The 21,620-nt window shown below is 69.8% G+C and carries 20 protein-coding genes and 1 tRNA gene; 11 read left to right on the top strand and 10 right to left on the bottom strand.

Features of this window, described 5'->3' with window-relative positions:
• Nucleotides 1-59 precede the first annotated feature (59 nt).
• The 4 genes from ABEA34_RS02175 to ABEA34_RS02190 all read left to right on the top strand — a co-directional run bounded on the left by ABEA34_RS02175 (nucleotide 60) and on the right by ABEA34_RS02190 (nucleotide 3,313).
• The gene (locus ABEA34_RS02175; protein ID WP_345519121.1) at nucleotides 60-992 is read left to right on the top strand and encodes a helix-turn-helix domain-containing protein; all 933 of its coding nucleotides are present in this window, start codon (nucleotides 60-62) and stop codon (nucleotides 990-992) included.
• Between the two features lie 138 nt (nucleotides 993-1,130).
• The gene (locus tag ABEA34_RS02180; protein ID WP_345518771.1) at nucleotides 1,131-1,958 is read left to right on the top strand and encodes an alpha/beta fold hydrolase; all 828 of its coding nucleotides are present in this window, start codon (nucleotides 1,131-1,133) and stop codon (nucleotides 1,956-1,958) included.
• A gap of 93 nt (nucleotides 1,959-2,051) precedes the next feature.
• The gene (locus tag ABEA34_RS02185; RefSeq protein ID WP_345518773.1) at nucleotides 2,052-2,900 is read left to right on the top strand and encodes an alpha/beta fold hydrolase; all 849 of its coding nucleotides are present in this window, start codon (nucleotides 2,052-2,054) and stop codon (nucleotides 2,898-2,900) included.
• A 164-nt stretch (nucleotides 2,901-3,064) separates the two neighbouring features.
• Entirely contained in the window at nucleotides 3,065-3,313 is a 249-nt protein-coding gene (locus ABEA34_RS02190) for a DUF2630 family protein (protein ID WP_345518775.1), read from the top strand.
• 8 nt (nucleotides 3,314-3,321) lie between these two features.
• On the opposite strand, the gene ABEA34_RS02195 is transcribed toward ABEA34_RS02190, so the two are convergent.
• Complete coding sequence (locus ABEA34_RS02195) at nucleotides 3,322-4,980, bottom strand: FAD-dependent oxidoreductase (RefSeq protein ID WP_345518777.1); 1,659 nt, start codon at nucleotides 4,978-4,980, stop codon at nucleotides 3,322-3,324.
• A 222-nt stretch (nucleotides 4,981-5,202) separates the two neighbouring features.
• Here ABEA34_RS02195 and ABEA34_RS02200 point away from each other — a divergent pair, with 222 nt between their 5' ends.
• Both ABEA34_RS02200 and ABEA34_RS02205 read left to right on the top strand, forming a co-directional pair.
• Nucleotides 5,203-6,699, top strand: coding sequence for a PIG-L family deacetylase (locus ABEA34_RS02200; protein ID WP_345518779.1), 1,497 nt, complete (start codon nucleotides 5,203-5,205; stop codon nucleotides 6,697-6,699).
• Between the two features lie 178 nt (nucleotides 6,700-6,877).
• Nucleotides 6,878-7,702 carry a helix-turn-helix domain-containing protein gene (locus ABEA34_RS02205; protein WP_345518781.1) on the top strand — a complete coding sequence of 275 codons (825 nt, stop codon included), beginning with the start codon at nucleotides 6,878-6,880 and terminating at the stop codon, nucleotides 7,700-7,702.
• A 12-nt stretch (nucleotides 7,703-7,714) separates the two neighbouring features.
• On the opposite strand, the gene ABEA34_RS02210 is transcribed toward ABEA34_RS02205, so the two are convergent.
• Nucleotides 7,715-8,764, bottom strand: coding sequence for a matrixin family metalloprotease (locus ABEA34_RS02210; protein ID WP_345518783.1), 1,050 nt, complete (start codon nucleotides 8,762-8,764; stop codon nucleotides 7,715-7,717).
• A gap of 508 nt (nucleotides 8,765-9,272) precedes the next feature.
• On the opposite strand from ABEA34_RS02210, the gene ABEA34_RS02215 reads away from it, so the two are divergent.
• Genes ABEA34_RS02215 through ABEA34_RS02225 form a run of 3 tightly spaced genes read left to right on the top strand, consistent with a single transcriptional unit; the run spans nucleotide 9,273 to nucleotide 12,212 of the window.
• Nucleotides 9,273-10,265 carry an ice-binding family protein gene (locus ABEA34_RS02215; protein ID WP_345518785.1) on the top strand — a complete coding sequence of 331 codons (993 nt, stop codon included), beginning with the start codon at nucleotides 9,273-9,275 and terminating at the stop codon, nucleotides 10,263-10,265.
• Nucleotides 10,262-10,990 (top strand): class F sortase, encoded by a 729-nt coding sequence (locus tag ABEA34_RS02220; RefSeq protein WP_345518787.1) that lies wholly within the window; start codon nucleotides 10,262-10,264, stop codon nucleotides 10,988-10,990. The genes ABEA34_RS02215 and ABEA34_RS02220 overlap by 4 nt, the downstream gene beginning before the upstream one ends.
• A 13-nt stretch (nucleotides 10,991-11,003) precedes the next feature.
• A complete protein-coding gene (locus ABEA34_RS02225) occupies nucleotides 11,004-12,212 on the top strand; it encodes a putative glycoside hydrolase (RefSeq protein ID WP_345518789.1) in 1,209 nt (402 codons plus the stop codon).
• Nucleotides 12,213-12,349: 137 nt separating this feature from the next.
• Here ABEA34_RS02225 and ABEA34_RS02230 read toward each other — a convergent pair.
• The 6 genes from ABEA34_RS02230 to ABEA34_RS02255 form a co-directional block, all read right to left on the bottom strand.
• Nucleotides 12,350-12,423 (bottom strand) — tRNA-Met (locus ABEA34_RS02230).
• A gap of 48 nt (nucleotides 12,424-12,471) precedes the next feature.
• Nucleotides 12,472-15,513: a UPF0182 family membrane protein gene (locus tag ABEA34_RS02235; protein WP_345518791.1), complete on the bottom strand. Its 3,042-nt coding sequence runs from the start codon at nucleotides 15,511-15,513 to the stop codon at nucleotides 12,472-12,474.
• A 13-nt stretch (nucleotides 15,514-15,526) separates the two neighbouring features.
• The gene (locus tag ABEA34_RS02240; RefSeq protein WP_345518793.1) at nucleotides 15,527-16,102 is read right to left on the bottom strand and encodes a PPA1309 family protein; all 576 of its coding nucleotides are present in this window, start codon (nucleotides 16,100-16,102) and stop codon (nucleotides 15,527-15,529) included.
• Nucleotides 16,099-17,151 (bottom strand): YlbL family protein, encoded by a 1,053-nt coding sequence (locus ABEA34_RS02245; protein WP_345518795.1) that lies wholly within the window; start codon nucleotides 17,149-17,151, stop codon nucleotides 16,099-16,101. The genes ABEA34_RS02240 and ABEA34_RS02245 overlap by 4 nt, the downstream gene beginning before the upstream one ends.
• A 51-nt stretch (nucleotides 17,152-17,202) precedes the next feature.
• A complete protein-coding gene (locus ABEA34_RS02250) occupies nucleotides 17,203-17,448 on the bottom strand; it encodes a hypothetical protein (protein WP_345518797.1) in 246 nt (81 codons plus the stop codon).
• Nucleotides 17,449-17,495: 47 nt separating this feature from the next.
• Complete coding sequence (locus ABEA34_RS02255) at nucleotides 17,496-17,921, bottom strand: molybdenum cofactor biosynthesis protein MoaE (protein WP_345518799.1); 426 nt, start codon at nucleotides 17,919-17,921, stop codon at nucleotides 17,496-17,498.
• A gap of 48 nt (nucleotides 17,922-17,969) precedes the next feature.
• On the opposite strand from ABEA34_RS02255, the gene ABEA34_RS02260 reads away from it, so the two are divergent.
• Both ABEA34_RS02260 and ABEA34_RS02265 read left to right on the top strand, forming a co-directional pair.
• A complete protein-coding gene (locus ABEA34_RS02260; RefSeq protein WP_345518801.1) occupies nucleotides 17,970-19,271 on the top strand; it encodes a zinc-dependent metalloprotease in 1,302 nt (433 codons plus the stop codon).
• Nucleotides 19,272-19,814, top strand: a complete 543-nt coding sequence (locus ABEA34_RS02265) for an NUDIX hydrolase (protein ID WP_345518803.1) — start codon at nucleotides 19,272-19,274, stop codon at nucleotides 19,812-19,814.
• Between the two features lie 84 nt (nucleotides 19,815-19,898).
• Here the strand turns inward: ABEA34_RS02265 and ABEA34_RS02270 are convergent, their stop codons facing one another.
• Nucleotides 19,899-20,432: a M48 metallopeptidase family protein gene (locus tag ABEA34_RS02270; RefSeq protein WP_345518805.1), complete on the bottom strand. Its 534-nt coding sequence runs from the start codon at nucleotides 20,430-20,432 to the stop codon at nucleotides 19,899-19,901.
• Between the two features lie 9 nt (nucleotides 20,433-20,441).
• Nucleotides 20,442-21,482: a PHP domain-containing protein gene (locus ABEA34_RS02275; RefSeq protein WP_345518807.1), complete on the bottom strand. Its 1,041-nt coding sequence runs from the start codon at nucleotides 21,480-21,482 to the stop codon at nucleotides 20,442-20,444.
• Between the last annotated feature and the right edge of the window lie 138 nt (nucleotides 21,483-21,620).

The following is a 21,620-nucleotide window of genomic DNA, read 5'->3' on the forward strand; positions in this document are numbered from 1 at the left end:
AACCGCCCCATCGCGGGAGGCCGATCGTGACTCACGTCTTGAACACGTCTCTGCTCCCGGTGGCGGATCGTGCGGACATCATCCGCGATGTCATCGCTCAGACGATGGTCCATGTCGACATCGACTTCGCCGAGGCCGACCGTGCCGCGGGTGCGCATGGGGTGATCACCGACATCGGCAGGGTGCGCATGTGCTCGGTCAGGTCCAACGCGATCCACATCCACCGAACCTCGGCGCTCGCCCGGGACGCCCAGGAGCCGACGATCTTCCTCGCGCTCCAGCCATCGGGATCAAGCCTGCAGATATCCCAGAACGGCAGAGACGCGTCGCTGCTACCAGGTCAGCTTGCCTTCTGCGACTCCAGCGCCCCGTACTCGCTACGGGACCCGATGGGGATCAAACAACACTTCTTCGGCATCAAGGTGAGCTCGCTGGCCCTCCCGGTCGACCTCGTCCAGCGGCTCAGGGCAGTCCCGCTGAGCCCCGGTCATCCGGTCGCCGACCTGGCGGCCGCCTACTTCGCGCGGCTCGCGACCCAGCCCGAGTTCATCACCCGCTCGGGAACCGATGCACTCGGCCAGCCGAGCATCGAGCTCGTCCGCGCCCTCATCACGACCCACCTGGATGCCTCCGCCCTGGCAAAGGAAGCGCTGCACAGCAGCCTGCTCCTGCGCATCCTCGAGTACGCGCGCGCACACTTGAGCGACCAGAACCTGAACGCTGCCCAGATCGCATCCGAGCACCACATCTCTGTCCGACACCTGTACAACGTGCTCGCTGAGGGCGACATCGGCCTCGGCGACTGGATCCGGACCCAGCGTCTCGAGGCGTGCAGCGCTGACCTCCACCGACCGGAGTGGGCTCATCTCACGATCGCCGCGATCGCCCGCCGCAACGGCTTCTCCGACGCCTCCACCTTCGGGCGTCTCTTCCGCAGCGCGTACGAGTGCTCGCCGCGCGAGTGGCGCGAACGCGGCGCCACCCACAACTGAGAGCGCAGCGACTGCACGGCTCTCTGTGCCCCGTGCACGAGCGGAGCCCAGATCTTCGACTGCTCCACCACCAGACCTAGCGTCCAAAACCAGGAGGCAGCGGAATCAGGTTCGGCTGCTCAAACCACAGGAGATCTCATGCCCTACGTCAGCGTCGGAGCCGAAAACTCCGGCACCATCGATCTGTTCTACGAAGACCGCGGCAGCGGCGCTCCGGTCATCCTCGTCCACGGCTACCCGCTCGACGGTCGTTCCTTCGAGAAGCAGTCCGCAGCTCTGCTCGGTGCCGGGTACCGCGTCATCACCTACGACCGCCGCGGGTTCGGGCTGTCCAGCCAGCCGGCTACTGGATACGACTACGACACGTTCGCTGCCGACCTCAACTCGCTCCTCGACCACCTGGACCTCGACGACGTGGCGCTCGTCGGATTCTCGATGGGCACCGGGGAGGTGACCCGGTACCTCGGAACCTACGGCTGCGGACGAGTCTCGAAAGCCGTGCTGCTCGGGCCCATTCCTCCATTCCTGCTTCAGACCGACGAGAAGGAGGGCGTGCCGCAGAGTCTCTTCGACGGCTTCATCGCTGCCGTCAACGGGGACCGCCCGGCGTTCATGACCGGCTTCCTCAACGACTTCTACAACTACGACGTCTACAAGGGCTCCCTGGTCAGCGAGGAACGCTTCCAAGCCAGCTGGAACACCGCGACAGCCGCCTCCGCGGTCGCCGTCGCCGCCTGCATCCCGACCTGGCTCACGGACTTCCGTGACGATCTGCCGAAGATCGATGTCCCCGTGCTCGTCATGCAGGGCGACCAGGACCGGATCCTCCCCCCGCCGTACACGGGAGACCTTCTCCCCGGGCTCATCAAGGACCTGAAGCACATCCGTGTCGAAGGCGGGCCGCACGCGATCATCTGGACCCACGCGGACCAGGTCAACGAGGCGCTCTTGGACTTCCTGAACTAGCGCAACCAGCGAATCCAGACAGAGAAACCCGAAGCTCCACATCAGACAAGGAATGATGAAATGCGATCAGCACAGAGGTCCCGACCGTCCAAGATGGCTACGGCTCTCGCCACGACGGCGGGCATCGTCGCTCTCACGGTGCCGGCAGGCGGCGCGAGCCAGGCATCGGCTCCCGGCGCCACCACGACAGCGGGTGCGCACCAGGCCGCGCCACGAGCCCAGTCCAAGCCGACCATCGTGCTGGTGCACGGTGCGTGGGCAGACGGGTCGAGCTGGGCGGCGGTCACCGCACAGCTCCACGCCGCCGGCTACCAGGTCTACGTCGCCGAGAACCCGCTGCGCGGGGTGAAGTCGGACGCGGCGTACATCAAGTCCTATCTCAGCATGGTCCCCGGTCCCATCGTGCTCGTCGCCCACTCCTACGGCGGCATGGTCATCACCAAGGCAGCACGTGGGAACAAGAACGTGAAGGCCCTGGTGTACGTCGACGCCTACATCCCGAAGAAGGGTGACAGCGTCGGCTCGCTGACCGGAGCGAAGCCGGGTTCGTCCCTGGCGGTCGCTGACCCGACAACCGTCTTCACGTTCGCCCCCATCCCCCAGGGAGGCGGGAACGTGGACCTGTTCGTCAAGCAGGACCTCTTCCCCTCCATCTTCGCCGGCGGTGTCGGCCACCGGAAGGCCGCGGTCCTGGCGTCTGGCCAGCGACCCCTGGCGGCGAGCGCTCTCGACGAGCCTCTCACCACGGCACCGGCCTGGAGGTCGATCCCGTCCTGGGTCCTCATCGGCAGCGCTGACAAGGTCATCCCTCCGGCCGAGCAGAAGGTCATGGCGGCGAGGGCGCACGCCCACGTGCGCCGCATCGACGCGCCGCACCTCTCGATGGTGTCCAACCCGGGCGTCGTCACGCAGCTCATCAAGCGCGCCGCACGCCACAGCTGACCGGACGCGGTACGCCGCACCGCAACATCTGTCACCGCATTCGAGGGTCATCACGAGAGGGCAGGGGAAGTGCCCGGCGAGACATCTCTCGCCGGGCACTTCCAACTCAGCACCAAGCGACAGCACCTCCAGCCGAACACCCATCCTGACGAACGGAGAACGCCATGCTGGAAGACACCGCCCTGCGTCAGCAGATCCATGCCCTGATCGAGCAGGAGCACTGCCTCCGCGAGAGGTACGACGGACAGCGCATCATCACCCAGGAAGCCGCCTCCCGGCTCAAGGGCATCGAGGTGGAGCTCGACCGCTGCTGGGACCTGCTGCGCCAGCGCCAGGCCAAGCGGGAGTTCCGCCAGGATCCAGATGTGGCGACGGCTCGAAGCGCCGGCATCGTGGAGAACTACCTCCAGTAGGTCGTGCGCTACACACGCAGGCCGATCGCCGAGTGCACGGACCGAATAGCGCTGGCTCCTTCTCCCACAGCTGCTGCCACGCGCTTCATCGACCCGACCCGGACGTCGCCTGCAGCGAACACTGCCGGGACGCTGGTCTCGAACGGCAGCGGCTGGCGTCCGAGGACGGTCCAGATCGGGAGCAGGTCACCAGCCTCGAGCTGTGCGCCGGTACGGATGAACCCGTCACCGTCCAGCGAGATCCCGTCCAACCACTCAGTCGCCGGGTCGGCACCGATCAGGCTGAACAGTCCGACACACGGGCGCTCGACCCGGTCGACGCCATCGACGCCCGAGCTCGCCAGCGAGATCGACTCGAGCACGCCGTCGCCGGCCACGCCCACCACGGTGGTGCCGACTCGGATCTCCACCCTCGGGTCATGGCGGAGACGATCGATGAGGTAGGCCGACATCCCGGCCCCGATGTCGTGCCCTCGGATCACGAGTGTCACCGGCGAGCCGCGCTGCGCCAGGAACAGGGCCGCTTGCCCTGCCGAGTTTGCGCCGCCGACGACAGCGACGGGCCGGCCGGCGCACGCTTGCGCCTCTATCTCGGTCGCCGCGTAGTAGATCCCCGCACCTTCGTAGTCCTTCCAGCCGGGGACAGGCAGGGCCCGATACTTCGCGCCGGTTGCGATGACGGCTGCCCGAGTGTCGATCTCGGTACCGTCGGCGAGCTGGACGCACAGGTGCCCGCCGGTCGGGTGGATCCTGACGACCTCGCAGGGGCTGGAGAGCTCGGCACCGAACTTCATCGCCTGGAGCGCTGCCCGCTGGGTGAGGTCGTACCCGCTGACGCCCGACGGGAAGCCGAGGTAGTTCTCGATCCGCGAGCTCGCTGCTGCCTGGCCGCCGATCCCCACCCGATCCACCAGCAGGGTGGTCAAGCCCTCAGACGCCCCGTAGACCGCTGCTGCCAAGCCGGCCGGTCCGGAGCCGATGACGAGGAGGTCGCGAATGGTTCCCGTCGTCGATCGGTAGGAGAGCCCGATCGCTTCCGCCAACGATCCGGGCTGTGCGCGACGCAGGACACGGTCTCGGAGGACGACGGCTGGCAGGTCGGCAGCGCCGAGCGGGACCAGGTCCATCACGGCTCTACCGGGGAGGGTGTCGACATCGAGCCATACGTGCGGCAGCCGCTGTCGGGCCGCGAACGTCCGCAACGCCAGCGCCTCCGCCGACATACCGCTTCCGATGATCTCGATGCTGCGGGCGGCCGGACTCTCACGCAACGAGTCGCGGCGCCACAAGAAGGTGCGCAGGAGGACGTCGGAGACCTCTGGATCGTCGGCCATCAGACGTCTGAACTGGTCGGGTGCGATCCGGTGAATGCGACCTGCTTCCACGACGCGAGCAGTCAGGTAGACCGCCTGCCCGGTCAGGAGGTTGAGCTCGCCCAGGAAGCCTCCGGCACCGTAGGACGCGATGGGCGCTTCCGGTTCGTCACGGGTGGGCGGGCTGACGATGTCGATGCGTCCGGACTCGATCACGATGAGGTCGTAGCCGGGATCGCCGGGGCGGAAGACGACGTCTCCGACGCGGACCTCCTGGGCGACCCCGTACGAGACCAGACGCTCGAACTGGGGCCCGGTCAGCTGCCGCACGGCCTCACCCGGAACGTCCTTCATCGACCTGCCCCGATTCTGCCGACGGTGAGGAGATCTGGGCTCTCCTCCTGTCCGACCGTACGGGCTCGACACCGAGGGGAACGGCCCGGTGACCGGCGCCGTGCACACCCCACAGATGACACTGCACGCTCCGACGAACCTTCGCCGTGACCGAGGAGGCGAGACGTAGCAGGATGCGCAGAGGTCGACTTGCAATTAGGCATCAAACGACAACTTGGGGGGATGAGCATGCCGGCAAGGGCCCCCTCCAGCCGCAACCTCGCCGTAGAGCGAATGGATGCGAACAGCCGACGCGACGCCATTCTCGAGGCAGCCATCCGCGTGTTCGCGAAGGGAGGGTTCCACGGGACCACGACAGACGCCGTGGCCAGGGAGGCCGGCGTCTCTCAGTCGTACGTCGTCCGCCTCTTCGGCAGCAAGCTCACCCTGTTCCTCGAGGTGGTCGAGCTCGCGATGGACCGGGTGCATGCCACCTTCGTCGGCGCGATCGCCTCCCGAGCCTTCGACCCGAGAGCCCAGATGTCGTGGCAACGCCTGAGGGTCGCCTACGCCGCGCTGGTCGCTGACCGGCACCTGCTGATGCTGCTGATGCACGCCTTCTCGGCATCGTCCATCGACGAGGTCTCTGCCGTGTGTCGAAGGTGTCTCGGCAGGATCTACACCACCTTGGCCGCGACCGGCGCCACCGACGAGCAGGTCCGGGACTTTCTGGCGCGCGGAATGCTGCTCAAGGTCATGGTCGCTGTCGGTGCACCGGAACACCTCGACGACGAGACGCCCCTCGCACCCCTCACCGCCTTCACGCTCGGCCAACCGTCCGACCCCAAGAATCACGAGGCCAAGATGTCCGCCGCCACTGCCAGTCCCGTACCTGCTACTCGACTCCGTGACGACCTGCCGGTCGGGACCCAGCTCACCGTCCTCGTCGTCCACGCCCACCCCGACGACGAGGCAAGCCAGACAGGCGGAACGCTGGCGCGGTACGCCGCAGAGGGGCACCGGGTCGTCCTGGTCACCTGCACCGACGGACGCATGGGCGACACGGATGCAGGCATCAAACCTGGGAGTCCGGGCCATGAGCCGCGGGCTGTCGCTCGCGTCCGAATGGCGGAACTGGCGCAGTCAACCGCTGCACTCGGAGTCGGCGAGGTCATGTCGCTCGGCTACGAGGACTCTGGAATGCCGGTCGATGCCGCGGAGATCCTGCCTACGGCGTTCAGCCAGCTTCCACTGGCCCCTCTCGTCAGCCGCATGGTCGACCTGATGAACCTGGTCCAACCCGACGTCGTGGTGACCTACCCGGCCAACGGCCTGTCGGGGCACCCAGACCACATCCGCACGCACGAGGTGACCGTCGCGGCATGCCGGAGCTACACCGCATCTGCCCAGGGCCGCGACCCGTCTTCGGGCGGACCTTGGCTGTACTTCATCGCCATCTCCCGGAGCGGGCTCGTGAGGCTCCATGACACCGTCCGAAGCGCGGGATATGAAGGATGGCTGCCCCCGCTCGAGCTCGGGACGGTCGACGAGGACATCACCACGGCGATCGACGTCCGCAGCTTCCGGGAGCAGAAACGGCAGGCCCTCGAATCGCACACCAGCCAGGCGGATGCGCGTGCACTGCTGCAGCTGTTCTCGATGCCGGGCGGCCTGGGAGACAACGAGTACTTCATTCACGTCGACGCTGACGCGGACGACAACGCTGTTCGCTCACCCTGACTCCCGACCCGGGCGCCGCGCCCACAGGGTGCAGCACGCCAGGCTGACCCTCGAGCAGGCGTGGACGCTGAACCAACCGGGTACCGGACGGGTGGTCCGGCAACACTTCTGCACACCCCAGTGAGGGTGTGCGCTCAGGAATGTGTCTCGGCGGGGCCACGACATCAGGGAAGGCATCATGCCGACCAAGTCCGACCAGTCCACCGCCCGACTCCTCTCACCGGGTGAGGTTGCGTCGATGCTCTACGTGCATCCGCGGACCGTGACCCGGTGGGCCGGGTCCGGGAAGATCACGTCCGTCCTCACCCCCGGCGGGCACCGTCGCTTCGCGCTGTCAGAGGTGCTGCGCCTCATGGCTGGAACCGGGACCAGTGGTGACGGTGCGACGACGTACGCCCAGGTCATCGGCGCTGCCGCCATGGACGTCGCGGCCTGTGAAGCCGCTCTGACCGCGACCCGAGCAGCAGCAGCAGCCGTTGCGGCGGAAGTGCTCACCGCCGACGCTGCCGTTCGGGCGCGACGCTCGCGGCAGTCGGCTGCACGTGACGCTGACGAGATCGTCGCCACCGAGGCCGGACGCAACGTCATCGAGGCCCGTAGGCGCTCGGACATCGCCGCCGCGCGCGTGCATGAAGCTGCCGTTGCTGCCGCCAGAGTTGCGCACGAGCGCGCCCACCCCGATGACCCCGCGGCCGTCGCGCTCGCCTCGGAGACTGCCCTCATCGTGGAGCAGGCCGCCGCCCTGGTGGCTGCAGAGACCAAGGCGCTCGCGGATTCGGTTGCTGTTGACGTCGCGACGACGGCCGAGCTCATTGCCGCCAACCGGATCGCGTCCGAAGCGGTCATCGAGGCCGAGGTCGAGGCAACCGCCGCCGCCCTTGCAGCCCTGACCGCCGAGGCCGCGAGAGAGGCCGATCTGTCCGCGGCCGACGCTCACGAGCACCTCGAGGAGCTCCAGCTGACGACGCCCAAGACCACTGCGGAGGCCACACCCGACGCGTAACAGGTCCAGGTGTCAGCGGGCGCCGGCGCTGTTGCACCCGCGCGCGGCTCCCAGCAGAGCGAGTCCGGCGAGGTCGCCGGCACCGTAGTGTGCGTCGGCGGTGCGCTGCATCGTCGGGTACATGATCTGTCGCTTGTCGCTGACGTGGTCGAGCCCGACGATGTGGCCCACCTCGTGGAGGTAGAGCTGCCTGGTCAGGCGGCGCTGCTCCGACCTGGCCGAGCTCATCCGTTGGGTGGCGTCGAAGACGGCCTGGCCGTCGTACAGCTCCGTGACGCCGCCGGCACTGGCCCACACGGCGCCACCGCGACCAGCGGTCGACCCGGCCAAGACCGAGGCGCTCCTGGGGGTCGACCAGGCAAGGACGATGTCGGCGTTCGTCGGGTGCGTGGTCGTCTTGTTCGCGAACGGGACGTAGGTGGTGGTGCCGACGTAGGTGAACCGCAGACCGGTAGCAGCGGACACCTGGGCGAAGACGTTCTTCAGGTCGGCGCGCGACCCGGCAGGCATGAGGTGGGTGTTGAGGCGGTACGTGATGGGCTGGCACGGGTTCCACCGCACATCCGCACCGGCGGCGAGGTCGTAGGCCGTGCCTGGTCGCACCTTCGTCTTCCGGGTGACCCGCAGGGTGCCCGTGTTCGTGGAGGTCGCCGCGGCGGATGTGTCCGTCGCAGGGACGTAGACGCGCAGCGTCTGCTTCGCCACCCACCAGGTCGGCGCCGCGACCCGGAACGTGCCGCTGGCCTTGGTGCGAGTTGCCGTGAGTGCCACCCAGGTCCCGTTCGCACCCCGGGACTGGACCTGGACGAGCCGCCCGCCCGCTGCGGCCCCGGTGACACGACCGGTGATGACCTCCTCAGCGCCGGCCGTCACCCGGGTGACCTTCGCCGGCTTGGAGGGGAACGTCGCCGTCACGGTGGTCGTGCCCTCGGCCGTCTCGCTGGCCGCCGGAGCAACCAGGCCCGTCGTCAGGACTGCGGCGGCAACGGTTGCGGCGACGGCGACCCTGGAGGCACAACCGGTGAGCCGGCCCCGCGTGGACCTGGAGAGGCTGCTGGTCATGGGTCGTGCCCTTCGCATCGGGCACGAGCCGGTCCGGACACCCGCACGGTGTGGCGGGTCCGACGCAGCAAGTCACTGACGGGTACCTCGACGTCCGTAGAAGAGATGTCATGACGCTAGAGCTGCGTGCTGCACAGCGGTGCCACGGGAGATCCACAGGAGAGCCATCGTTGGGCCACGAAATCCGCAGGCCGGATACTGGCTCGACGGGTCCAGGCGGCTGATGTTGTCCGGTTCTTGTCGCATTCTGGCGACGGTTACGGCCAACCGCGGCGACAGGGAGGACACATCACGGTCGGACAGCAGGTTTTTCTCTCGACGGCAAGGTCAACACCCCGGTCCGGGGTTACGTTCCAACGACCACTCACCACCCCGGACTTCGTTGGCATTCGGACCACAGGCTGTGACGCCTCCGGGGAATCTCACTCTCGGAGACTTCATGAGATTGCGTCACCTTGCCCTCATCCCTGGTGCGGCCGTGGCCACTGCCGCCGTCCTGGTGCTTGCCATGAACGGCCCAGCTGTGGCCGCCCAGCCGCAGGTGGGGCTCGGGACCGCGACCCCGTTCGCGGTCCTGGCCGGGTCGACCGTCACGAACACCGGTCCGTCCGTCATCTCTGGGTCCGTCGGCGTCAGCCCCGGCCAAGCCGTGGTCGGGTTCCCACCCGGCCTGGTGAACAACGGCACCATCCACGCCGCAGACGCCGTCGCGCTCCAGGCGAAGAACGACCTGGTGACCGCGTACAACGACGCCGCCGGCCGCGGCCCGGTCGTCGACAAGACCAGCCAGAACCTCGGCGGCCAGACTCTCGTCCCTGGCGTCTACGCCGCAGCATCCGCGATGGCCCTGACGGGCACCGTCACCCTCGACGCCGGCGGCGACCCGGACGCCGTGTTCGTGTTCCAGGCCGGCTCCACACTGAACACGGCCAGCAGCAGCCGCGTCGCACTCATCGGCGGCGCCCAGGCGTGCCACGTGTTCTGGCAGGTCGGCAGCTCCGCCACGCTGGGAACCACGACCCGGTTCGTCGGGTCCATCCTCGCCCTGACGTCCATCACCCTGCTCACGGGCGCCGACGTCACCGGCCGGGTCCTGGCCCGCAACGGCGCCGTCACCCTCGACACGAACACCATCACTCGCCCTGGCTGCACGGCTCCCGTCGCGCCGACCGCCAGCCCCACGCCCACCGGCACCCCCACTGGCACCCCCACGACCGGCCCGAGCGCCACCGCAACGCCGACGACAGGTCCGGGCACGACCGCTGCGCCCACGACTGGAACACCGACGGCCGGGACCGCCCCGACCGCCCCGGCCTCGCCTCCCACATCCGGCGGCACCATCGGCGGTCCCGGTGGTGGCGGCGGGATCCCGACCGGCCACCCGCACACCGGCGCCCAGTCGGGGGTGCCCCCCACCGGCGGATGGCTCGTCGCGGGCATCCTGTGCCTCGCAGGGGCCGGCACGGCTGCGGTTCGCAGCTCTACTCGTCGACGGTCGTGACACCCGGCCGTCCCGCCACGAGGTCGCAGACCTCCTGGCGGGTCCTCGCCGCGGCGCTTGCGCTCGCCGGGGCCCTGTGCCTCGTCATCTGGGCCGACCAGTCACCCCAGACCGAGCCCGGCACATCGAGCGGAACGACGTCGACATCGACGTCGACCCGCCAGACCACCGCGCCGACGACCGCACCAGCCCTCGAGAAGGCCCCGAATGCACCCGCGCCCGTGCAGGTGACCATCCCCGCCATCGGAGTCCACTCCGACCTCGTCCGGCTCGGGAAGCAGCCGAGCGGTGAGGTCGAGGTCCCGCAGGACCCGCTGCTTGCCGGGTGGTACGCACCCGGCGCTGCGCCCGGTGCGGTGGGCTCTGCCGTCATCCTCGGCCACGTCGACTCCACCGACGGGCCTGCCGTCTTCTACCGCCTCGAGGAGCTCGGCAAGGGCGACCGGGTCAGCATCGACCGGGCCGACGGCACCACCGCGGTGTTCGTCGTCCGGTCGGTCACGACGTACGAGAACGACGAGTTCCCCGCACGCCTCGTCTACACCTCACACGGACATCGCGAGCTGAACATCGTCACCTGCGGCGGCGCCTACGACGCCGACCGCGGCGGCTACCAGGCCAACGTCGTCGTCAATGCCCGCTGGGTCTCAGGCTTCCGCACCTCGACGACCACCGACGCCCCGCTGCGCGAGCACCCGTTTCTTTCCGCTCCCGGGCGGACGTGACCAGGAGGTCGCCATGCGCAGAACCCTCTCCACCCTCATGAGTGCGCTGGCCGTCGCAGCGCTCACCGGCGGGCCCGCTCCGACCGCACACGCCGACCCGACCGAGCCTTCCATCCACCGGACCGGGCAGCCCAGACAGCCGACCGGGGTCGGCGTCCTCGCGCTCGACTGGGGCAACCTCGACCACACCCCTCGAGCCGGAGCCGGCGACTACGTCGTCGTCCAGGCCTGGGAGTACCCGCGCATCCCTGCGCTCAAGGCAGCGAACCCGTCGCTGCGGGTGCTGATGTACAAGGACGGCGCCGCTTCGGTCGCCACCGCCCACGAGACCGGCCTGTACTCCACGGGCGTCAGCTACGGCGAAGCCGCCATCCGTCACCCCGACTGGTTCCTCACCGACCCGTCCGGGCGACGACTCGAATGGTCCGACTGGGCTGGCCTGTACCCGATGAACGTCGCCGACCGCGGCTACCAGGTCGCATGGGCGGCCAACGTCCTGGCCGAGCTCCGCGCCCACGACTGGGACGGTGTCATGGTCGACGACACGCTGACGTACCTCAGCCACTCGACGGTCGGAAGCCGGACCTCCACCCAGATACCCACTGACGAGGCGATGCGCCGTGCCACCGGGTCATTCCTGTCCCACGTCGGCCCACGCATCAAGAACGCCGGATACCAGGTCGTCCCCAACGTCACCGTCGAGTGGAACACCTGGCGCACGACCCTGACGTCCTGGACGCGGTACGTCAGCGGATGGGAGAACGAGTACTTCACCAAGTGGGGACTCACCACCCAGTCCCGGTTCCAAGGAGCTGACTGGCGGTGGAAGTACGCCATGGCCCGCTGGTGCGCACGCCGCAACAAACCCCTGCTCGCCATCACCTACAGCAACCGCAGCGACCGCGCCGCCCAGATCTACCACCGCGCCACCTGGCTCCTGTCCTGGAACGGCAGAACCGGCGCCAGCATCTTCGTCCCCGCCGAAGCAACCGCCGACCACTGGCAACCACGGTCCGTGTCCCGCATCGGCACCCCAGCCGGCCCGACGAGACGAACCCGAGCCGGCGTCTACGTCCGCAGGTACTCCCGCGGCCTGGTCCTGGTGAACCCGAGCGGCACAGCGCGCCGTACCACTCTCAGGGCGGGGTACCGCACGCACGCCGGCACAGCCGTCTCGTCGGTGAAGGTTGGGGCACGCAGCGCCACGATTCTGCGGCGCTGAGGAGCGCACGAAGCCTCCCCCGCTCGGGAGAGGGGGAGGTACCCGCCGACACAGGAGCCAAGGCTGGCTTCTGGCCGACAGATCACATCCAGATGCTTTCAGGCCCGGAGATCGGTGATCTCCGGGCCTGAACTTTGTAGCGGGGGCAGGATTTGAACCTGCGACCTCTGGGTTATGAGCCCAGCGAGCTACCGAGCTGCTCCACCCCGCGCCGGTGAAACCAACCTTACAGACCGGCGTGGGGCGAGCCAAATCGGGGTCAGGAGGACGGGCTCGCCGACTCCGACGGTGTGGCAGAGGGCGACGCGCCGCTGCTCGACTTCTCGCCCTTCGGCAGCTGCTCGGCAAGCCGGACAGCCTTGGTCACGAGGGCCTTGCCCTCGTCGGTGAGCCGCACCCACTTGACCGTGTCGCCGTCGCGCTGGGCAGCGTCCGCGGCCGTGAACTTGTCCTGCGCATCGGTGAGCAGCTTGGTGATCTGCTCGGAGACGGTGCCCTTCGGGCCGTCGTCGCCACCCCCGGTGCCGGGCGTGGCGGGAGTGTCGCCGCCGGTGTCGGTGACGCCGAGGGCGTCGCCGAGGGCCTCCCCCAGGGTCGCGCCGATCCCCACCTGGTCGCCGTAGGAGACCAGCACGTACTGGAGGATCGGGTAGCCGCCGGACGAGCCGGCCCGCTCGGCGTACACGGGTTCGACGTAGATCAGGCCGTCGTTGACCGGGATGGTGAGCAGGTTGCCGTACTGGATCGGGTTGCCGCCCGTCTGGAAGGACAACAGCTTCTGCCGCACGTCCTGGTCACCGGAGAACTCGCTGGCGATCAGGGACGGGCCGTTGGTCTGCGCGTTCTGGATCTCCAGGACCCGCATCTTCCCGTAGTTCTCGGGATCGGTGGCGTCCGAGTCGACGGACACGAACGCGGCCAGGTTGCTCTTGCCGTACGGCACGAAGTCCGAGGTCAGCGACCAGACCCCCGCGTCCGCGGCGTCGGCGCCCTCCTGGTTGACGAAGAGGCGGTACGGCGGCTGCAGGAAGTTGCCGCTCGAGTTCGGGTCCTCCGCCACCTCCCAGCGGTCGTTGCCCTGGTAGAAGTCGCCCGGGTCGGTGACGTGGTAGCGGGCGTACTGGTAGCGCTGCACCTTGAAGAGGTCCTCGGGGTAGCGCAGGTGGCTGAGCAGCGCCTCCGGGATGTCCGACTTCGGCTGGACGGTGCCGGGGAACGCGCTCTCCCACGCCTTGAGGATGGGGTCCTGGGTGTCCCACTCGTACAGGGTCACGGTGCCGTCGTAGGCGTCCACGGTCGCCTTCACCGCGTTGCGCATGTAGTTGACCTCGTCGGTCGGCAGCGTGCGCAGCCCGGACTGGCCCTGCAGCGAGTCGTCGGTCATCGTCTTGAAGGACTCACGCTGGGCGTTGGGGAAGCGGTCCGTGGTCGTGTAGCCGTCGAGGATCCACTGGATCCTCCCGTCGATGATCGCCGGGTAGGCGTCGTCGTCGATGGTCAGCCACGGCGCGAACTTCTCGACACGGTCGCGCGGGTTGCGGTTGTAGAGGACCTCGCTGTTGGAGTTGACCCGGCCCGAGAGCAGGAAGTTGGGCTCGCCGAACTTCACGGCGTACATCAGCTTGTTGAAGGTGCTCCCGACGGGCACACCGCCCTTGCCGGCGTACGTCGTGGTCGCGTCGGTCGCGTTGGCCGCGTCGGCGCTCTCGCTGTCGTCGGCCGAGCCGTCCGTGTTGTTGGCGGACAGGTCGAGCTCGACGGAGGGGTCCGACTTCTTGGCCTTGCCGACGATCGAGTAGTCGGGGCTCTGCTCACCGAAGTAGACCTGGGTCTGGAAGTCGCCCGTCGACTCCTCGAGGGTCTGCTCGTCGGAGGTGCGGATGCCCTGTGCCCACTGGATGTCGGTGGCCTCCGGCTTGTTGGCCGCCGGTCGCTGGTTGGCGTAGGCCGCGATGATGCCGTTGCCGTGCGTGTAGACGGTGTGCAGGTTGGACCAGTTCCGGTCGCTGGTGTTGATCTTGCTCTGGTCGAGCTCACGCACGCCGAGCACCAGCGCCCGGTCGACGCCCTGAACGTCGTAGCGGTCCACGTCGAGGACGTCGGCGACCGAGTAGTAGGCCCGCGCCTGCTGCTGCTGCTCGAACGTCTGCCGCACCAGCTGCGGGTCGACGAGCGGCACCGAGCTGGTCTGGGACATCAGCGTCGAGAGGGCAGCGGCCGTCGCGTCGGTCGAGCTCGCCTTCTTGGCGTACTTCGTGATCTCGACGTCGGCCCCGATGTCGTACGCCGCCCGCGTGGCCTTGATGTTGGCGTCGATGTACGGCGCCTCCTTGTCGGCCTCCGACGGCTTCACCTGGAACTGCTGCACGATGCCGGGCCAGATCAGGCCGAGCAGGATCGCGGACACCGCGAGCAGCGCGAGGCCGACCGACGGCAGCAGCCACGTGCGCCGCCAGACGTTGACGAAGAAGAGGACCGCGCAGATGACGGCGATCCCGAGCAGGATGTTCTTGGCCGGCAGGATCGCGTTGTGCCCGGTGTAGTTCATGCCGGTGACGACGCCGCCGGAGCGGGTCACCAGGTCGAAGCGGTCGAGCCAGTAGTCGGCGGCCTTGGCCAGGACGAAGAGGCCGAGCAGCACCGAGATCTGCGCCTGCGCCGCGCCGGAGAGCCGGTCCCGCGAGACCTGGAGCCGGATCCCGCCGTACAGGTAGTGCACGACGACGGCCGCGATCAGCGAGACGACCAGCACGGCCATCGCGAAGTCGACGAGGTAGTGCAGCCACGGCAGGCTGAAGACGTAGAAGCCGATGTCCTTGTGGAACCAGGCGTCCTCCTGGTTGAACGGCACACCGTGCCGCCACAGGAGGTAGTCGCGCCACTCCCCGATCGCGGAGCTGCCGGCGAACGCGCCCAGGACGACCGGGATGCCGATCAGCAGCCAGGTGCGGATCGGGGTGACCGCGTCGCGGTAGCGGTCGAGACCGGACTGCTCGGGCGAGTTGGGCCGGAAGAACGGCCGGAAGCGGTAGGCGAGGTAGATGTTCACGCCGACGACCAGGCCCATCACGGCGCCGAAGACCAGGAACAGCCCGGCCTTGGTCCAGAAGAGGGTGCTGAAGACCTCAGAGTAGCCGCCGTACTTGTACCAGAGCCGGTCCGTGTAGAGGGACGCGAAGCTGGACAGCCCGAGGAACGCGAGCACGAGCACCACCGCGGTGATGATCAGCGCGCGCGAGCGTCGCGAACCACGTTGCGGCGGCGGAGTCCCCTGGGACTCCTCGTCGAAGATCTCACTCATTCCAGGTCTCTCTCTACTCCAGCTCGTCTTCGAGCGTCGCGCTCAACAGTTCCAGCAGCCCGGGCACCAGGTCGGCGCCCCCGACCACGGACTGGTCGTCGTCGTGCGCCTTCAGCCTCAGTGCGCAGTACGTCGCGCCGGCGCGGGTGACCCCGGCGACGATCCGTACCTCCTGGCGGTCCGGGTGCTCGCGGGCGAACTCCTCCGCCGACGCCGGGTCCTCGGGGATCTGCTCGTCGGCGTCCGGCGGCAGCACCAGCCGCTCGACCACGGCCGCGCACCCGGCGACACCGGCCGGCCAGATGATCGAGCCCAGCAGCTCCTCGAGCGTCTGACCGGGCGCCACCAGCTCCTGCTCGACCGGGGTCAGCGAGCCGGCGGCGGAGTCGGCGTCGAGCCCCATCGCGGCCGCGAGGGCCGGCTCCTTGGCGACGAGCGCCGCCGTGTCGACGAGGGCGTAGAGCCGTGACGGCTGGTCCCAGCCGTCGCCGGCGATGTGGGTCTCGATCTCCAGGACCGCCTCCGCGAGCGCCGGGTCGACGTCGTCGAAGCCCGGCAGCGCGGAGTCGTAGTCTTCGTCGTCGTTCACGATCCGCCCCCACAGCTCGGCAGCTCGGCGTCGGGGTCGGCGACCCACTTCTTGATCGAGTCGATCGCGCTCTCGGTGCTCGGCGCCTTGACGAGGCGCATGTCGCCGTTGCGGGCGCCGACGGCCTCGTCGCAGTTGTCGGGCGGCACCATGAACAGCTCGGCGCCGGCGTTGCGGGCGCCGACGATCTTCTGCTGGATGCCGCCGATGGGGCCGACGTTGCCCGCGGCGTCGATGGTGCCGGTGCCGGCGATCGTCTTGCCGTCGGTCAGCGAGCCCTTGGTCAGGGTGTCGTAGATGCCGAGGCTGAACATCAGGCCGGCGCTCGGTCCGCCGATCGCGGGGTCGATGCCGATGGTGACGTCGACCGGGAAGTCGGTGGTCTTGGTGGCGACCTGGATGCCGACCTGCGGACGGCCGTCGACCTGGCGGGGCGTCACGCTCAGGGCGAGCGGCTTGCCCTTGCGGCGTACGTCGAGGGCGACCGGCTGGCCGGCGGGGGCAGCGGTCACTGCGGCCACCAGCTCGTCGGAGTCGGCGACCTTGGTGTCGTTGACCCCGACGATCACGTCGCCGGTCTTGAGGGTGCCGTCGGCCGGCGAGCCCTTCTCGACGCCCGCGACGACGGCCTCGGTCACGTCGTACCCGAGCTGGGTCAGCGCGGCGGCGGTGGCGGCGTCCTGGGACGACGTCATCTCGGCCTGCCCCTCCTGCCGGTCCTTCTCGACCGAGCCGCCCTCGGGGTAGATCGCGGCCTTCGGGTAGACCGCGCGCGACGGGCTCACCCAGTCCCGCATCACCTCGAAGAGACCGTTGTGCGCGTCGCGCTGGGACACGAAGACGGTGGTCATCCGCAGCTGCCCGTCGTCGGCGTACGTCGGCTTGCCCTTGACCTCGATGATCGGCTTGCCCTCGTCGTTGTCGCCGAGCACGTTGACGGTCAGCCCGGGGCTGTAGGTGACGTACGGGAGCGACTCGAAGGCAGCGGCCACCCACAACGCCAGGAGCAGCGGCACGGCCAGGAGGCCGGCAAGGGTCCGCTGCGTCATGGCGCCAAGCCTCTCAGACCCGTCCAACGAGCGTGCGCGGCACCTGCGCGGTCAGGACGCCCGGCGTGACGGACGGACGGCGATCCCGGTGCTGCGGTCGTCCTCGGGCGGCGGCGCCGCGTAACCGGGCGCGGGCTTGCGTCGGCGCTGCGGATCGCGCTCGAGCGCGTCCGCGAGGCGGCGTACGGCGACGTCGCGGTCGACCTCGCCGCGTCCCTCGCGCCCCACCCAGGCGACCCAGGCCATGGCGAGCACGGCGACGACGACCGACGGCACCAGCCAGAGCAGGATCTCCACGGGTCGAGGCTAGGCACTGCGGGGCTCCGGAGCAGGGAGGCTCGCGGTCACGGGGTGCCGACCCACTCCTCGGTGCCGTCGCCGAACCGCTGGTGCTTCCAGATCGGCACCTCGGCCTTGAGCGTGTCGATCAGCGCGCGGGACGCGGCGAAGGCGTCACCGCGGTGCGCGGAGGTCGTCGCGACGACAACTGCGATGTCGCCGATGTCCAGGCTGCCGACCCGGTGCACGGCGGCCAGCCCCTGCACGTCGTACTCGCTCGCGATGCGCTCGCACACCTCGCGCAGCTTGTCGAGCGCGCTCGGGTGCGCGGAGTAGTCGAGGCCCAGGACGCCCTTGCCGTGGTCGTGGTCACGGACCCGGCCGACGAAGAGGGTCAGGCCACCCGAGGCGTCGTCCTCGAGGGCGTCGACGACCTCGGTGACGTCGAGAGGTGCCTCGCGCAGGTCGACGAGGCGTACGGCGGAGCTCACCTCCCAGACCCTAGGGCAGGCGACCAGCACCCGCGTACGGTGGAGGGCATGAACGACAAGCCGGGCGAGACGCCCGACGACGGCCAGAACCCCTTCAAGGGCACGCCGTTCGAGCAGCTCTTCGGAGGGGCCGCCGGCGCCGGCGGGATGCCCGACCTCAACCAGCTCTTCGGCCAGCTCCAGAACCTCTTGCAGCCGCACGACGGTCCCGTCAACTGGGACTTCGCCCTGGACCTGGCCCGCAAGACCGTGGCCCAGCAGCCCGACCCGACGCCGAGCCAGCGCCAGCGCGACGCCGTCGCCGACGCGATGCGCCTGGCCGACCACTGGCTCGACGAGACCACCGCGTTCCCGTCCGGCGTCACGACGCCGGCCGCGTGGAGCCGTGCGGAGTGGGTCGTCGGCACGACCGACGTCTGGAAGGTGCTGGTCGAACCGATCGCCGAGTCGTCGGTGCAGGCGCTCGGCAGCGCCCTGCCCGGCGAGGCGAAGGAGATGTCGGGCCCGCTGCTCGGCATCCTCGGCCAGGCCGTCGGCGGCATGCTCGCCGGCCAGATCGGCTCCGGACTCGGCACGCTCGCGTCCGAGGTGCTCAGCGTCTCCGACATCGGGCTGCCGCTCTCGGCTCCCGGCAAGGGCGCCATCGTGACCGCCAACCTCGACGCGTTCGCCGCCGACCTCGACGTCAGCGCCGACGACGTGCTGCTGTACGTCGCGCTCCGCGAGGCTGCCCACCAGCGGCTGTTCGCCGGGGTGCCGTGGCTGCGCGACTACCTCATCGGCGCGGTGACCGACTACGCCCGCGGCATCGAGATCAACGCCGAGGGCATGCAGGCCCGCATCGAGGAGCAGATGCGCGGGATCGACCCCACCAACGCCGAGGCCATGCAGGAGCTGCTGGACGGCGGCATGTTCGAGCTGGACAGCTCGCCCGCCCAGGTGGCGGCGCTGCAGCGGCTCGAGGTCGCCCTCGCGCTGGTCGAGGGCTGGGTCGACGAGGTCGTCAGCCAGGCCACGGCCGAGCGGATGCCGACCGCCGGCAAGCTGCAGGAGACGTTCCGTCGCCGCCGCGCCGCCGGTGGTCCGGCCGAGCAGACCTTCGCGACGCTGGTCGGTCTGGAGCTGCGCCCGCGCCGGCTGCGCGACGCCTCGACGCTGTGGGGCTCGCTGCGCACCCGGCAGGGCACCGAGGCCCGCGACGGCGTGTGGATGCACCCCGACCTGCTGCCCACCCCCGCCGACCTCGACGACCCGCTGGGCTTCCGCGAGGACGCGTCCGCGCCGCCCGAGCTCACCGACGAGGACTTCGACACCGAGCTGCAGAAGCTCCTCGGCACCGACGAGACCTGAGTGACCCTGCACGCCGACGCGCTCGCCGCGCTGAGCGACTGGCGCGCGCCCACCCCGGCGCAGGAGGCGCTGCGGGTGAGGTACGTCGCGCACCTGGCCGCCCACCCCGACGGCCTGAGCCGCGACTGCGTCCCTGACCACCTCACCGCCAGCACCGTGGTGCTCAGCGCCGACGGCACCCAGGTGCTGCTGACGCTGCACGCCAAGGCGCAGCGGTGGTTCCAGCTCGGCGGGCACTGCGAGCCCGGGGACGAGACCCTGGCCGGCGCCGCGCTGCGCGAGGCGACCGAGGAGTCGGGCCTGGCCGGGCTCGTCCTCGACCCGGTGCCGGTGCAGCTCAGCGAGCACGCCGTACCGTTCTGCGGCCCGACGGGGGGCGTCCACCACCTCGACGTACGGTTCGTCGCCCACGCGCCTGCCGGCGGCGTGCACGCGGTCAGCGACGAGTCCCTCGACGTGCGGTGGTGGCCGGCCGAGGCGCTGCCGGACCCCGAGTCCGACCTGGTCGAGGCGGTCGCGCTCGCCCGGGCACGGATGGTCTGAGCCGCCCGTGGAGTTTCTCTGCTACCACCGCGACAGCCCGGGATCGAGGTCCACCGTGGCGCCCCGGAGGGCGACCCGCCTGAGCTAGTCGACCTCGTCGTGGTCGTCCGGCGGCGGGTCCAGCCGGGCGGCCGCCGACCATCCGGCCAGGTAGCCCTTGGCGCGCTCGGCCTGCGGGAAGCGGTCCACCCAGGCCCAGAACTTCGCGTCGTGGTTGGCCTCGAAGAGGTGCGCGAGCTCGTGGACCAGCACGTAGTCGACCACCCACGATGGCATCCCCTGGAGCCGCACCGACAGCCGGATCGACCGGTCGCCCGGGGTGCACGACCCCCACCGGGACTCCTGGTTGTCGACCCAGCGCACGGACTCCGGCAGCGCGAGGCCGCCCAGGTAGCGGTCGCTGAGCCCCTTCGCGCGCTTCATCAGGTCGTCGTCGCTGGGCTTGCGGCGGCGCTCCGACTTCTCGAGGCGCGCGATCATCGTCTCGACCCACTCCGCCTCCTCCTTGCGGGACAGGGAGGCGGGGATCAGCACGACCACCCGGTCGCCGTCGCGGTAGGCGGAGACGGTACGGCGGCGCCGCTTGGAGCGCCGTACCTCCACCTCGGGCCGGTCCATGGACAGAAACTAGCCGTTCGCCCAGGCCAGCAGCCGCTCCCGCGGCCACGTGTTGACGATCCGTTCGGCGTCGATCCCGGCCTCCTCGGCGCGCTCGCAGCCGTAGACCTGGAAGTCGAGCTGCCCCGGCGCGTGCGCGTCGCTGTCGATCGAGAAGAGGCAGCCGAGGTCGCGCGCGAGCTCCAGCAGCTTGGTCGGCGGGTCGCGCCGCTCCGGGCGGGCGTTGATCTCCACCGCGACGTCGTGCTCGACGCAGGCCTCGAAGACCGCCTTCGCGTCGAACTGCGAGCTCGGGCGGGTCCCCCGGTTGCCCATCACCATCCGGCCCGTGCAGTGCCCCAGGACGTTGGTCCGCGGGTTGCGGACCGCGCCGATCATCCGCTTCGTCATCGCGGGGGCGTCCATCTTCAGCTTGGAGTGCACGCTGGCGACCCGGACGTCGAGCCGGGCCAGCAGGTCGTCGTCCTGGTCGAGCGAGCCGTCGTCGAGGATGTCGACCTCGATGCCCTTGAGCAGCGTGAAGCCGTCGCCCAGGTGGGCGTTGACCGCCTCCACCACGCCGAGCTGGCGGGTCAGCCGCTCGGGGCTCAGCCCGTGGGCGACGGTCAGCCGGGGCGAGTGGTCGGTCAGCACGAGGTAGTCGTGGCCGAGCTCCATCGCGGTGAAGGCCATCTCCTCGATCGGCGACCCGCCGTCGGACCAGTCGGAGTGCGAGTGCAGGTCGCCGCGCAGCGCCGCCCGCAGGTCGGCTCCCCCGGCGGTCAGCGGCCCGCCGTGGTCGCGCTCCAGGGCCGCGAGCCGCTCGGGCAGCTCGCCCCGGACGGCCTGGGCGATCACCTTCGCCGAGCTCGCACCGACCCCGGGCAGGTCGGTGAGGGTGCCGTCCGCCACCGCGCGCGCCACGTCCTCGGCCGGCAGCGGCAGGATCGTCGCCGCGGCACCCCGGAAGGCCTTGACCTTGTAGGTGTCCTCGCGCGCCCGCTCGAGCAGGAACGCGATCCGGCGCAGCGCTGCGACCGGGCCGCCGTCGTACGCCGCGCCGTCCGACACGCCGACACCTCCGGAAATTGCTGGTGGGTTTCTTTCGTCCACACCCCGTGGACAGCCATTGTCGCTGGTCAGCGACCCGTCACGGGACCGCCCTCGCCGGTCGTCCACAGGCGTCTCCCGCCGACACGCCCCCTCGTC

It is taken from the genome of Nocardioides conyzicola, from assembly GCF_039543825.1.
Lineage (GTDB): Bacteria > Actinomycetota > Actinomycetes > Propionibacteriales > Nocardioidaceae > Nocardioides > Nocardioides conyzicola.